Consider the following 15610-nt stretch of genomic DNA (forward strand, 5'->3'; position numbering starts at 1 on the left):
ATGGCTCGCAAGAGGGACAAGACGCTGCACGGGGCGGTTTCGGCCGCGCCGACACGCGGCCGCTCCCGCGAGGCCCTGCTCGATCGACTGTTCCGCGCCGCCGGCTTCGGCCGACGCCCTGCAACGCATATCCGCGACTCCGCCTCGACCCGCGCGATTGCCGAGACCATTGAGCCACGCCTCCTGCTGTCGGCGAGTCTCCTGCCGATCGACGGCGCCATCGACGTTCCGGGCGAGGTGGACCGCTACGCCATCGAGGTCGCAGAACCGACGCTGGTTCTGGCTGACGCGCTGGCCGGCGGGTCGCTGACCTGGAGCCTTACTGACGCGCTGGGTCGCGTCACGGTCGCCCCGCGCGCCTTCGACCGCACCGACGGCGCAAACCGCGCTGACGCCCCGACGATCCGTCTTCTCTCCGGCGCCTATACGATCAGCGTCGAGGGAACGGCCGGCGCCACGGGCGCCTATCGCTTCGCGCTGGAAAACCTCGCGGACGCCGCCCCGGTCGCGCCCGGAGGGGCGACGGCCGGACGGCTGGAGGAGGGAGACGAGACGCGGCTCTACGCCTTCGAGGCGACGGCCGGCGACCGCTTCGTCTTCGACCGGACGATGCTGTCCGGCGCGGGCGCGGGACAGGTCACCTGGCGCCTGCTCGACCCGACCGGCGACCAGCTGTTCCAGCAGAGCTTCGACGACGTCGAGCCGGTGACCATTCGCGAGAGCGGCCGGCATGTCCTCGCCGTAGAAGGCCGCTTCGGCACGACCGGACCCATCGATTTCGGCTTCACGCTGTCGCGGACGATCGATGTGGCGCGCGACCTGATCCTCGGACAGACCTATGCGGATGCGTTGAGCAGCCCCGGCGCGGAGGACGCCTATCGCTTCAGCCTGACGGAGGCGAAGAGCCTCGCGCTCGACTTGCTCGCCGCGCAAAGCCGCATTTCCTGGCGTATCGAAGGGCCCGCCGGACGGGTGCTTGGCCCGTCGACGATGACGGCGGATGGCGCTACCGGGCTGGTGCCATTCGACCTCGCGCCTGGCATCTATCGCCTGATCCTCGATGGTGTGGGGCTCGACGCACCAACATATGCCTTCCGCCTCGTCGACCTGTCGGCCGGCGCGAGCCTTTCGCTCGGGACGACGACGAACGGCCGGCTGGAGCCTGGCGCGAGCCTTGCCGTCCATCGTCTGAATCTGGCCGCCGGCGACCGCTTCGATCTGGTAGCCGAGACGCTGGCGGGAGCTGCTGCCTCGTCAGTATCGTTGCGTCTGTACGATCCGGGCGGGCGGCCCGTGTTCGGGTCGGGCTTCGTCGGCCAGACCGGCGTCGTGGCGCGCGTCGGCGGGACATATTCGCTGCTGGTCGAGGGCGCATTGTCCCTGACGTCGCCGGTGGACTATGGGTTCAGGCTGAACGACCGGCCGGTGGTCGTCGACCCCGGCAGCGTCGAAGTAGCCTTTGGCGAAACTCTCGCCGGGGCAGTCGCAGCGGGCCAGACGGTCTCCTACGTCCTGAACGTCGCCACGCCGACCCGCGCCGTCCTTGATACCCTGGCCGACTCTCCCGGCGTCACGGTCTCGTTGCATGGGCCGACCGGGGCATTGATCCTCGACCGGACGGTTGCGGCTGGAAGCGACGGCGCATCGTACGCCCTCGACGAGGCGGGCGCTGCCGACTCCGTGCCGCTGGCCGCCGGGCTCTATCGGATCGACGTCAAGGGCGTCGCTGGCGGCGACTTTCGGCTGCGGCTTCTCGACCTGATCGCTGCGCCGCTGCTCGACGATGGCGAGACAACGCTCGCGTTGGATGAGGCCGCTGCCACGGCGGTCCAGCGCTTCGACCTCGCCGTGGGCGAGCGCATCCGCTTCGAGTTTATCGGCGGGACGGATGGCTGGGACCGGACGCGCACGCGCCTGATCGCGCCGGATGGACGTGCGATCTTCGACGGTGACCTCCAGGAGTTCAATGATGCCTTCTCCTTCGGCCGGAGTTTGACGGCACGCGACGCCGGGACCTACCAGCTCGTCTTGTTCGGCCCTGAAGACGGCGGCCCGGCCCCAACGCTCTATCTGTTCGTGGAGCGGCCGGGTGACGATGTGCGGAGCTTCCCCGATCCGAATTACGACCCCGGATTCTATTTCGACTTCAACCTTGATCCAGGCTGGTCGACGGGATTCGTATTCGAGGTTCCCGCCGGCGAGACGCGCCGGTACGTCATGGACGGCCGCGTCCCCGACGGCTCGCCGATTGTCTGGCGCATCGATGGCCCCGGCGGGACCGTGGTCGACGAGCGTCTCCTGAATGACGACGGGTCACCCTATGGCGGCTCGTTCATGGGCGCGCGCGGTGCGATCACACTGGGCGAGGGGCGCTACGAGCTGGTGCTGGAGAACCGAGGCGCGGCGGACAGCGGGTCAGCCTTCTTCCAGTTCGGCCTTGTCGACCTCGACCAAGGAAGCCAACTCTTTGCAAACGCGGCGGTCCAGGCGACGATCGCAGCCGATGGCGTGGACTTCTATCAGGTGGATGTCGCGCCAGGCGACCGCCTTCGCCTCGACGTGCAGCGCGGCGGGGGCGACATCGTTGCGACTGTGGTTGACGCGGCCGGCCGAACCCTTGCCTCGGAGACCAATCCGGCGCCATTCACGGTCAAAGCAATCGACGGCGGCCGGCTCTACATCGTGTTGTCGGCGGGCGATCGGGGCGTCGACCTGCCTTACACGCTTGTGGTCGAGGGCTTGACGCCGGCCGTTCCGGCAGAGGCGCCTCCGCCTGCTGCAGCCCCGGCGGATTTCGCGCTCGGCGACACAGTCTACGGGGTGGGAACGGGCGCGCCGCAGACCTTCGTCTTCGATGTTGCCGGTCCGACCCGCGTCGTGTTCGACGCCCTGTCCGGCGGCGACGGCGCGACGGTGGCGGTCGATGCCCCGTGGGGCAGCGAGATCTCGGCCCGGCCTTTCAACAGGACCCTGTCGGACACCTATACGGTGATCGGCGCCGGCGCACGCGAGGCGCTCGACCTGCCGGCCGGGCGCTATGTTCTGAAAGTGACGGCCTCGCCCGGCGCCGACTTCTCGTTCCGCATGCTGGACGCCGCCGCCGCTACGCCTCTGCCCTTCGTCGACGGGCAGGCAATGCTCGCCACCGTGCTTTCCAACGGGGCCGTGCAGGCATTCTCCTTCGATGCGGCAGCCGGAGAGCTCCTCGGCCTCGACATGCGCGTGCGCGATGCCGACGCTTCGGCCTCCATGCTGAAGATCCTCGATCCCGGGGGGCGGCTCGTCTATCAGGGGGCCGTTCAGGACCTCGAGCCCCGCCGGCTGGTTTCCACCGGGACCTATCTGGCGCTCCTGGAGCGCGCGCGTCTGGCCTCTCAGGCGATCAACATCGACGTCCGCCTCATCAAACCGGCCGAGACGCGCGCGCCCCTGACTCGCGGCGAGGAGATTGTCGCGACAATCGCCCGGCCCGGGGAAACGGCGGTCTATGACCTGACGCTCGATGCCACGACGACGCTGGTCTTCGCGCCCCTGACGCCCGACCCGCGCTTCACCCTGACGATCGAGGCCAGCAATGGACCCGTCGCGGGCGACCCGCCGGACACGGCGACGATCAACCGCCGGCCGTTCGGTGACGCCAATTCCTCGCCCGGTTTCCTTCGCACGACCTTGGCGCCGGGGACCTATCGCGTCACCGTCGACGGCATCGGCGACGCGACGGGCGTCGCCCGCTTTCGGGCGATCGACATATCGGCGGCGGCGACGCCGTTGACGTTCGGGGCTCCGACGACGGTGAGGCTGACGCCCAGCCAGCCGGTGGCGAGCTTCACGTTCACGGCCGCAGCAGGCGAGCGCCTGTTCTTCGACGCCGGAACGGTGACCAGCGACTGGTATCGCTCGTCCGTCCAAATCATCGACCCGGAAGGGCGCACGCTTTTCTCGCAGACGGTCGGCGACTACGAGAGCGAGGCGCTGACCACGAGCGGCATCTACCGCGTGGTCTTCTACGGCAATCTCACCTTTGCCCCGCCGATCAGCGCCATCGACATCGGTTTCGCGCTTCGCAAGACCGCCGATATCGCCACCGATATCTCGCTCGGCGCAACCGTGACCGGTGCGATCGATGCGCCCGGCGACCGGCGTCTCTACCGTTTGCGCCTTGATACGACGACGCGGCTCTATTTCGACAGCCTGACGGCTCAGAACCAGATCGGCTGGTCGCTCGCCGGACCCGCCGGGCTCGCTGCCGGCTATCGCACTCTCGCGCAGGACCGGGGCGCGGGCTCGCTCCTGCTCCTGCCGGCAGGCGACTATGTCCTCACCGTCGACGGGCCATCGGCGGCCGTCGGCGACTTCTCCTTCCGGCTGATCGACGCGGGCGCGCCGACTTCCATCACGCCCGGCGCGACGGTGACCGGCCGTCTCGATCCGGCAGCGGGCACGGTTCTTTACGCTATCGACCTTCAGGCCGGCGACGCCCTGGCCCTCGATGTCCTGTCGCGCTCCGGCCCCAGCGGTGCGACCTTCCGCATCTACGATCCGACAGGCGCCGAGACCTTCGCCAACTTCTTCAACGACCAGTTGGCTGGCGGCGCCTGGACGGCAGGGCGCTATCTGATCGCCGTCGAGGGCAGTCCCGACAACGTCACGCCGATGGACTTCTCGTTCCGTCTCCACGCCTCGCAACCGCAGAGCCACACCCTGGTGCTCGGCTCGCGGGTCGATGCCGCCCTCTCCTCCCCGGGGGAGCGCGACCAATACGCGTTCACGCTCTCCGAGGGGAGGCTCGTCTACTTCGACAGCCTGACCAACGATTCCGAGATGACCTGGACGCTGACCGGCCCGGAAGGCGTCGTCGTCGACCAGCGCACCTTCTCGAACGACCGCGGTGCCAGCTCGCTCCTCTATCTGCCGGCCGGCGACTACGCGCTGTCGGTCGGCACGCCCTGGTGGAGCGTCCGGTCGGGCAGCTATGGCTTCAGGCTGGTCGACGTGGTCGCAACGGCCCGCGAGATCGCCCTCGACGAGACGGTGGCAGACGTGCTGTCGCCGGGCGCGGCCACGCGCTTCTACGCCTTCGACGCCGCGCCTCGCGAACGCATCGTGTTCTTGCCGACGCAGGTACCGTCCGGCGACGTCCAAGTCCGGTTGTACGAGTGGGCGACTGGCTTCCCCATCCAGTCATCCTTCGCGGCATCGGGTGTGACGACCCTCGCCCATGGAGGCCGCATCGTCGTCATGGTCGAAGGGCCGCCGGCGGCGATTGCGGACACGCCGTTCGGCTTCCGCATCGGCCGCACCGTCGACCGTACCGCGCCCCTGGTGCTTGACCAGCGCGTCGAGGCGACGATCGACTCTCCCGGTGGCGCGCGCTTCTACGACTTCACACTCACCTCGCCGACCACGGTCTTCTTCGACAGCCTGTCCAACGACAATTCCTTCACCTGGTCGATCCTCGGCCCGGGCGGTGTGCTCGCGCCGCGCACGGGCTTCGGCGGCGAGGCGGCGCTTGCCGGTCTTTTGCGGCTGGAGGCGGGGAACTATCGCGTCGAGGTACGCGGAGGAGGGCCGACGACGCTCGGCACGGTCTCATTCCGCCTCCTCGACGTGGGGGCCGGCGCGCCCGTCGGGTTCGGGGCGCCGGTCGACGGCCGGCTGGAGCCCGGCCGCAGCGCGATCGTCTATCGGATCGACCTGACCGCAGGCGACCGCTTCAGCCTCGGGGAGCGTGTTCTCCCCAACGCCTCCGCCGGTGAGATCCAGACGCTGCTTGTCGCGCCGTCGGGCGAGGTCGTGGTCAACACCGGCTTTTTCGACCTGACCGATCTCGTGGCGCGCGAGACCGGCGCCTATAGCCTGATTCTCGCAGGCTCGACCGCGCGCACGGCGCCAATCGACTACGGCTTCACGCTCGCAACGGGCGGACGCGCAACACCACCCGCCTATTCGGGGACGCCCCTGGCGCTCGGGGTGGTTGCCGCCGGCTCCATCGGCCTGGCCGGCGAACAGGACGACTTCGTCGTAACGCTGGCGGCGCCCGCGCGGCTCGCCTTCGACAGCCTGACCAACCGCTCCGACCTCCTATGGTCGCTCGACGGCCCGTTTGGCGCGGAGGTTGGCCCGCGCGCCTTTTCAGTGGGCGACGAAACGGCCTATCAGCCGGTCGGCCGGCCGGGTACGCGGGACGTCCTGAACCTTCCGGCCGGGACCTATCGGTTCCGCGTGGCCGGCACGGGCGCGGCCACCGGTGCCTATGCTTTCCGCCTGATCGACCTCGCGGGCGCGGAACCGCTCGGCTCCGGCGTGGCGGTGGACGCAACCGTCGATCCCGGCTCCGCCACGCTCGCTTATCGGTTCACGGCGGCGGCCGGCGACCTTTTCTTCTTCGACCTGAAGTCGCTCGACGATAACGGCCAGGGCGGACTCGGGATGCGGCTGATCGGCCCGGACGGGCGAGAACTCATCGACCGCGGGAGCCTGACCGATTTCGGCCCGACCATGCTCCCAGCGGGCGGGAGCTACACGCTGCTCATCCAGGGATCGGCCGCGCGCAGCCTGTCGGCGAGCCTTCGCTTCGCCATCGCCCTGTCGCCGCCCTCGGACACGCCGTTGATGCTCGGAACCGGGGTGAACGCCGCTATCGGCGCACCGGGCGAGCGCGACGTCTACACCTTCACGCTCTCCGCACCGACGATCGTCGCCTTCGACGCCCTGGTCGGCGGCGGAACCGTGTTCCGCGAGCTGACAGGCCCCGACGGTGTGGTCGTTCCGACGCGGGCCTTCGACGACGACCGGGGCACCTCCTCACTGGTCCCGCTGGCGGCAGGGACCTACCGGCTCACGGTGTGGGCGGCGGGCGACCAGACGCCGGCCTATGCCTTCCGGCTCCACGACCTCATGGTTGCGCCGGCAATGGCGCTCGGCGGGACCGTCGCCGGCCGCCTCGAGCCGGGCGCCGGCACGGCCCTGCACCGTTTCAACGCCGAGGCCGGCGACCGCGTGCTTCTGCAGGGGCTGACGGTGACCGGCGGCGAATGGTGGACCGTCAACTGGAGCCTGATCGACCCCGCGGGTGCGCGCGTCTTCTCCGCCAATCTGCGGACTCCGATGACACCGGTCACCCTGGCGCTCACCGGGGCCTACACGATCGTCGTCGAGGGGTCGCCGAGCAGCGCCGAACCGACCGACTACACGTTTCGCGCCGCCCCCGCTCCGCTCGGAGGGCGTACGATCGCGCTCGACGAGAGCGTGACCGACATGATCGCCGCGCCCGGTGCGGCGATGCGCTACGTCCTCGACCTGACCGAGGCGCGGACGATCTTCTTCGACAGCTTCACCAATGACGGTTCGGCCCGTTGGCGCCTGTTCGGCCCGTCCGGCACTGTGGTGAACTCCAGCGGCTTCACCAGCGATGGCCTCGGCGCCGGGCCGATCCGGCTGGGTCCTGGCCGCCACACCCTGATCATCGAGCGCTCCGACGACCGCACGGGCGCTTTCGGCTTCCGGCTCGTGGATATGGGTGCAGCGGCGCTTGTCCCGATCGGCGCTCCCGTGGAAGGCGTGCTCAATCCGGGGTCGGGACTCCAGCTTCACGCTTTCGAGGCGGAAGCCGGCGACCGCCTGTACTTCGATTCCTATGGTGCGACGGGCACTGCCTCCTGGCGGCTCTACGGCCCTGCCGGGGCGGAGATCGCCAATCCGGGCGGCATCGGCGATATCGGCCCACGTCTCATGCCGGCAACCGGGCGCTATGTCCTCGCTGTCGATGGCGCAGTCGGACAAGTCGCACCGCAGGCCTATTCCTTCCTGATCGTGCCCTCGCCGCTCAACGACACCGGGCTGCGCGCCGTAGCGGTGCCGCGCAGCGGCCCGGACCTGGTGCCGCAAGGCCTGTCGGTGACCCCGCTCGCAGGGCCCATCATCGAGAGCGGCGCCTCGCTGCGCATCGTCTGGCGCGACCTCAACCAGGGGGATGCGCCGGCTGCGCTCGGATGGACCGACCGGGTACTCGTGCGCAACACCACGACCGGCGAGATCGTCGCGGTGACGCTCGTCGCAACGCCCGCCGGGCCGCCGCTCGGCGCTGGTTCCTACATCGAGCGCGAGGCGATCGTACGCATGCCGTCCGGCCTGCGCGGCGTCGGTAGCTTCGAGGTGGTCGTCGCGTCCGACCTCGACGCGGACCTGCCGGAGGGCGGACCCGATCTGCGTGCCGAGATGAACGGGGTCGCGCGCGCCAGCTTCTCCTCGACGCTAGCCGCCTATCCCGATCTCGTCTCGCGAGGCCTGACCGTGACCCCGGCGGGTGATTTCGCCCCCGGCTCGACGGCGACGGTGAGTTGGCTCACCGCCAACGTCGGCGTCGTCGCCGCATCTGGCGGGTGGCGCGAGCGTCTGAGCGTGCGCAACCTCACGACCGGCGCCCAGGTGGCGCTCGCCGCGGTCACGGTAGACGGCGCCGCCGCTGCCGCACTCGGGCCCGGCACGGAAGCCGCCCGCTCGGTCCAGATCGTCTGGCCGACGGGGTCGGCTGCTGGCGGCCTGTTCGAATTCGTCGTGGACGTGGACGTGGACGGGGCCGTGACCGAGGGCTCTGCTTCCGGCGCCGGCGAGGGCGACAACCGGCTGGCGGCAACCGTCCTGTCGGCGCCCGATCTGGTGGTCGAAGGGCTGGCAGTCCTCTCGCCGCGGGTCGAGGCCGGCGCCGACGTTTCGATCCGCTGGAGCGAGCGCAACGCCGGCACGGCCGCAACCGGCGCCGCCGTGGTCGACCGCGTTCAGGTCTTCCGTTCCGACACGTTCGAGATCCTGTTCGATGGCGTGACGTCAGCACTGCCGGCCGGCCTCGCCGCCGGCGCTGCCGCCGAGCGCAGCTTCACCTTCCGCTTGCCGGACGGCGGTCGCGCGGTGGGCCCGCTGCTGGTGCGCGTCGTCGCCGATCAGGGTCCGACGGGAGCCGGCACGCTTGTGGAGGTCAACTCCCGCAGCACCGCCGAATTCAACAACGTGGCCGAGATCAGCGTCGTCGGCGAGCCGCGTGCCTATGCCGATCTGCGCGCAACCCTGCTGGACGCACCCACCGCGCTCGCCGCCGGCGAGCGGTTGCGTGTCGCCTACCAGGTTGCCAATGCCGGCGTGGTCGCGGCCAACGCCGCAAGCTGGACCGACCGGCTCATGCTCGTGCGGGACGGTCCCGGCGGCCGGCAGGAGACGGTCCTCGGCGCGATCGACCGAGCCGGGCCCCTGGCCGCGGGCGATTCCTACGACGGCGTGCTGGAAGGAACCGTGCCGATCGACTTTGCCGGCACCTACGACGTCGTCGTGATCGCCGATGCGCTCGGCACGGTGAACGAGCCCGACACGCGCGCCGACAACCGCTCGGCCCCCCGCCCGCTGTCGGTGGTCGGGCGTACCGTCGACCTGACCGTCGAGGCGGTGACGGCGCCTGGAACGCTGGTCACCGGCGAGTCGCTCATGGTCGCGTGGCGCACGCGCAACCTCGGCACGGTCGCCGCCGCCCAGCCCTGGGTCGATGCGGTGTTCCTGTCGCGGGACGAGACGATCTCACCCGACGATCTTCGCCTCGGAGAGGTGGTGCGCCGCTTCGATCTTCCTGGCGGCGCCGCCTACGACGCCTCGCTTTCGGTCACCAGCCCGCTGGGCCTGGCACCCGGCGAATGGCGCGTCCTCGTACGCACCGACGACACCGGGCTCGCCGGCCAGACCAGCCGGGCGAACGATGTCGGCTCAAGCGGCATCCTCGCCGCGAATACCGCGCCGCATGCCGACCTTGCCGTCTCCGCCGTGACCGCGCCGCCCCTGACCGTCCGCGACCCGGCTCTCGTGACGGTGTCGTGGACCGTCAGCAATGTTGGAGCGGCGGCCGGGACGTCCGGCTTCTGGACCGACACGATCATCGCTTCCGCGAACGAGACGCTCGGCGACGGCGACGACATCGTTCTCGCCAGCGTCGCCAATATCCGCGCGCTCGGCCCCGGAGAGAGTTACCGCGCGGAGCGCGAGGTGGTCTTCCCGCAGGGCTTCTCCGGATCGGTGCATCTTTTTGTCGTCGCCGATCGTGCGGGAGGGGTTTTCGAGAACGGCGCGACGGCAAACAACGTCGCCCGCACGCCGACGCGCATCGACGTCATGCCTATTCCCGCGGCGGACCTTGCCGTGCGCGACGTGACGGCCGACGCGGTGGGCGCAAGCGGCCAGGCGATCCGGGTGAACTGGCGCGTGGTCAACGAGGGGCCAGGCGCGACCTCGACCGGCGACTGGGAGGACGTGATCTCGCTTTATGCAGATCCGCAGCGTCTGACACGCGTGGCCACGCTGCAGCTTCAGACGCTCGGGGCGCTGACCCCCGGCGGCGAGTATCGGCGCGCGGCAAGCTTCGTCCTGCCGAACGGCATCGCCGGGCGGTATTATGTCGAAGTCGCCACCGCCCAGGGCCTGCGCGCGCCTTTCCAGTTCGGTGCCCAGGCCAACGACCGCTCGGCGCTGCTGCCGGTTGACGTGGTCCTGTCGGCTTCCCCCAACCTGATCGTCACCGAGGTGGCGACGGTGGATACCGCGCGCGAGGGCGACTTCATCGATCTCGCCTGGCGCGTGCGCAATGACGGCACTGCGGTAGCGGCCGGCGCCTGGTCCGACCGGGCCTATCTTCAGCCGGTGGCGGCCGGTCTGCCGCCCATCATCGTCGGCGATTTTCGCAACGAACGCACGCTGGCGCCCGGCGAGATCTATCAGCGGACCGAGCGCTTCAGATTGCCGGCGCGCCTGGAGGGCGTCTATCGGCTGGTGGTGACCACCAACGCCGACGGCGGCTTGTTCGAGAACCCCGGGGACCGCGGCGACAACTCGCTCGCCGACCCGGATACGCTCGCTGTGGCGCTGCAGCCGCGACCAAACCTTCAGGCGACGGCGGTGACGCCCTCCCCCTCGCCGACTGCCGGCGGCACGGTGGCGGCATCCTTTACCGTGGCCAACGTCGGGACAGCCATCGCCGCCGGGCTGTGGCGCGACCGGGTCTATCTTTCGCTCGACGACAAACTCGGTGCCGACGACATCCTGATCGACACCATCGAGAATCCCAAGGCACTTGCGCCCGGGGAGACCTACCTCTCCGCCTCCCGCACCGGCGCCATTCCCCTCCGCTTCGGTGGCGATGCCTACATTCTTGTCGTTGCCGACGGTGCCGGCGAACTCGACGAATACCCTGCAGACGCAGACAACGTCCGGGCCCAGAAGATCGTTGTCGCCGGTGTCCCGAAGCCTGACCTCGTGGTCTCCAACGTGGTGGCGCCGACGCAGGCTGTGGCCGGCGGCGAGATCGAGGTGCGCTTCCGCGTTTCCAATCTCGGCGCCGCCACCACCGCCGAGGCGCAATGGACCGATACGGTGTGGGTCGCGCTGGACGCGCGCCGGCCCAATACTGCGCCCAAGCAGACCGATCCCGGCGGTGTCGACTTCGCCAAAGGCAACAGCGCGCGTCTCCTCGCTGCGGCGACCCATGAGGGCGCGCTCGCAGTCGGCGATCACTACGAGGTCGTTCTGACCGTGCGTCTTCCGGAAGACCTGCCCTCGGGACGCTATTTCATCACCCCCTGGACCAATCCGGCCGGTCAGGCGACCGAAGACACGTTGGCGATCAACATCAACCCGGATGATCCCAACGAGTTCGACAACAACAACTACAAGGGCCGCGCCGTCGATGTCATCGGCTTCTCTCCGGCTCTGCCTGACCTGCGCGTCGCCGCGGTCACGGCCTCTCCGCGGGTGGAGTCCGATCGCGACCTGATGACGATCGCCTGGACCGTGGAGAATATCGGACCTGGCGACTTGCAGCCGACCGATGGCTGGGTCGACGAGGTTCTCCTTTCAGACCGACCGACGCTCGACTCATCCGGGGCGACGGTCTGGTCGCTCGGGAGCGCGAGCCGCGCCGGGCCGCTGCTCGCCGGCGGCCTTTACCAGGCAAGCCTGACGGTAGAGCCCAATCCGGCTCTCACCGGCCGCTACGTCTTCGTGCGTCTCAACGTCGGCACCCGGGCGGAACCCGAGACCAACCGGAACAACAACGTCGGCCGGGCCGACACCGAGGCGACCGCCTCGCCGGCGGACCTCGTCGTCGAAAGCGTGACCACAGCGCCGGGCGACGTCGCCTCCGGAGGGCGGATCTCGGTGAGCTGGGTCGTCCGCAACGACGGCGCGGCTGTCGATGCCCGCACGCGGCTTTGGCGCGACGCGGTGCTGATCTCTGCCGATCCGGTGTTCGATCCGGCCCGCGCCGTCTGGGTGGGGACCCTGGCACACGGAGCGGCGGGTGGCCTCGCCACTGGCGAGCGCTACGCCGCCTCGCTCGAGGTCGATGTGCCGGCCGGGCTGGACGGGCGCTATTTCGTCCACGTCATCGCGGACGCCTCCGTCGACGAATTCGGCCGCGGCTTCGCGCCGGCGGCCGAGCCGACGGCCGGCTCCAACGAGGCGGCTCGCACCTTCTACTCCACCAGCGTGTTCGAGGGCGCTGCAGGTGCGGGGAACAATGTCGGTCGCGGCGAGGTCAGGATCGGCTATGTCGAGCCGAACCTCGTGATCGACGACCTCGTTGTGACGCCGACGACCATTGGTGCCGGCGAGGCGTTCGACGTCGCTTTCACAGTGCGCAATGCCGGCGCGCGCGAGACCCGTGTCGATCGCTGGACCGACCGGATCGTTCTCTCCCGCGACGGCTCGCTTGACGAGCGCGACCTCCTCCTCGGCTCCGTGGACCGCGCGGGGAGCCTCGCACCGGGGGCGAGCTACACGGGACGCGCGCGGGTGGTTGCCCCCATCGGCGTATCGGGCGCGTTCACCCTCATCGTCGCGGCCGACGCGACTTACGGGCCGGGCGGCGGCGGCAAGAGCGACATCGGCCCCAGTATGCCCGGCCTCTCGTCTGGCTGGGGCGTCGTCGCCGAATATCGTGACGAGGGCGACAACCAGCGCACCGCGCCGGTGACGCTGGAGGCCCGGCCGACCGCGGACCTCCGGGTCACCGCGCTGGCCGCACCGGATCGCGCACGCGCTGGCGAGACGATCACCATCGATTTCGCCATCGCCAATGTCGGCGGCGGCGCCACCGATCCGTCGGCGGCCCGATGGCCGACGCTGTTCTACCTATCCCGCGACGATGTCCTCGACGTCGCCAACGATCTCTATCTCGGCGCCACAGAACATCAGGGGGCCCTCGGCCCCGGAGAGAGCGCGACAGGCCGGCTCGTCACGCGTCTTCCTGCGACCGCCCTGGGTGCCTGGCGCGTCGTCGCCGTCACCGATCCGGCCAGTGCCACCGCGCCCTATGGCCGGTTGCGCGAGCCGGGGGCCGAGGCGAACAACGCGCGTGCCAGCGCCTCACCCCTGCTGATCGAGGCGCCGCCGCCGGCGGACCTCGTCGTCGGCGAGGTGCGCGCACAGGGCGGCGGCCTCTCCGGTGGGCCGATCACGGTGACCTGGACTGTGGCCAACCAGGGCGAGGCCACGGTTGCCGCCGGCTGGACGGATTCGCTCTACCTGTCGCGCGACGCCTTGTTCGGATCGGACGACGTCCTCATCGGCCGCGTCGCGCGGTCGGGGGGCCTCGCTGCGGGCGGCGCCTATCAGGGCCGTTTCGATGGCGTGACGCCGCCGGTCGCCGAGGGCGATTACCGCGTGATCGTGCGCACGGACGCGCGCGGACAGGTAGCGCAGGTTCCGAACGGAACACTCAACGACCTCGCCGCATCGCAGGAGACGATTGCGGTTTCGGTCCCCGAACTGCGCATCGGGGCGCCGCTTGCCGCTGAACTGTCAACGGGAGAGGACCAGCTCTACCGCATCTCGGTCGGCGCCGGTGAAACGCTGCAGGTCAAACTGACCACGGAGGCCGCTGCCGCGGAGAATGAGATCTATCTGCGCTATGGCGACGCGCCGACCCCCTTCGCCTATGACGCAACCATCCGCTCGCCGCTGTCGGCAAACGCGACCGCTATCGTCCCCTCCACGCTCGCGGGCGATTATTACCTGCTGGTTCGCGGCGTGAAGCAACCTGCCGCCGACACCGCGATCGGGCTCTCCGCCGCGATCTTGCCGCTCAGCATCACGTCAGTGACCACCGACCGTGGCGGCGACGACGGCTTCGTCACGCTGGTCGTCGATGGAGCGCGTTTCCGTGCCGGACCGAGCGTGGCCGAAACCTCGGTGCTTTCGCTGGTCCGCCCGGGCTTCGCCGAGATCGAACCGGTGTCCGTGCGCGTGGTCGATGCCACACGCATCGTGGCCGTCTTCGACTTCAAGGACGCGCCGAAGGGGCTCTACGACGTCGTCGTGCGGAATCCGGACGGCAGTTCGGTGGTCGAACCCTATCGCTATCTGGTGCAGCGCGCGCTGCCGCTCGACGCCACGGTCGGGCTCGGCGGCCCCCGCGTCGTCGCTGCCGGTGCCGCCGGCGCCTATGGCGTCACGTTCCAGAGCCTGACCAACATCGACACGCCCTATGTGCGCTTTGCCTTCGGCCTGCCGGAGATGGGCGGGGCGGAGGAGATCTTCGGCCTGCCGTTCGTCACGCTCGCCACCAACGTCAGAGGCGGGCCCGAGGGCGAGGCCTCCGCCGACGTCGCGTGGGCCAGTCTCGATCCGGAGGTGAACCTCGACGGCTACCTGCTCGCCCCCGGCTACGTCTACGATGTGGCGACGCGCGACTCGGTCCAGCTCACCTTCACCGCGCAGACCTATGCCGGCCTCAGCGCGCTGATCAATCGCGACCTGGAAGGGCTGAAGACCGCGCTCTACGCCCAGTTTCCAGCGCTCGCCGACCGCGATGGTCTCGGCGCCGGTCTGGTCGACCTGAAGCGCGAGTTCCCTGAACTCGCCATCTATTTCGAGGATCCCCGCCTGGAGGTGGTGGACGTCGATCGTGCGGCCTTCGCGCCGTTCCAGTTCAATGTCGTCGCCGCCGCTACTCCGATGACACGCGCGGAGTTCGTCGCGGAGCAGACGCGCGCAGCAGAGACCCTGCGCCAGGCCGTGCTGGCTGATCGCACCGCCCATCCGGCGCTCATGGTGCTCGCCGGTGACGAGGATCTCTGGCGTGACGGATATCTCGCCGCGCTGGAAGATGCCGGCCTCCTGCGCCCCGAGGGTGACGCGCCGCCGGCGCGCCTCGAGCCCAGGGTCGTCGGCCTGGCCGCGATGCTGTCGTCCGGCCTGCTCCTCGGCCCGGCCGGCGCCGAAATCCGCACCGACGGCGACCTCGCCGGTTTCTTCGCGCAGGTGAAGCGTTGGTACGGCTCGGACGACAGCCAGCGCGCGCCGATCGTCCGCTACGACGTGCGCGAAAGCCGCTCCGGGTCGGCCTCCATCCCCGTGCCGGCTCTGCCCGCGTTTTCCGCTTTCGACCTTGGCCTTTCGCAGCGTACGACGTTCCAGACCTTCAACGTCTTCGCGCCCTGGATCGGGGCCGACGGGACCGCGCGCCTGCCAGATTTCGGCTCTGATGCTTCGGCCGGCGACTTGCAGGCGCTCGCGCTCGGCCGCTTCCTCGAGGAGGCCGCCGCAGCCGGCGCTGAGGCGGCCGTCATCGGCCCTCAGG

1 protein-coding gene (running past one end of the window) is annotated in these 15610 nt (G+C 69.9%); it reads left to right on the forward strand.

Features of this window, described 5'->3' with window-relative positions; genetic code table 11:
* Positions 1-15610 carry the 5' end (the start) of an Ig-like domain-containing protein gene (locus ACT6XY_RS10035; RefSeq protein WP_444748192.1) on the forward strand. 20003 nt of this gene lie beyond the right edge of the window, so 15610 of the gene's 35613 nt are visible here — the first part of the coding sequence; its start codon is at positions 1-3; the stop codon falls past the right edge of the window.

This window comes from Phreatobacter sp. (genome assembly GCF_052440005.1).
Classification (GTDB): Bacteria; Pseudomonadota; Alphaproteobacteria; order Rhizobiales; family Phreatobacteraceae; genus Phreatobacter.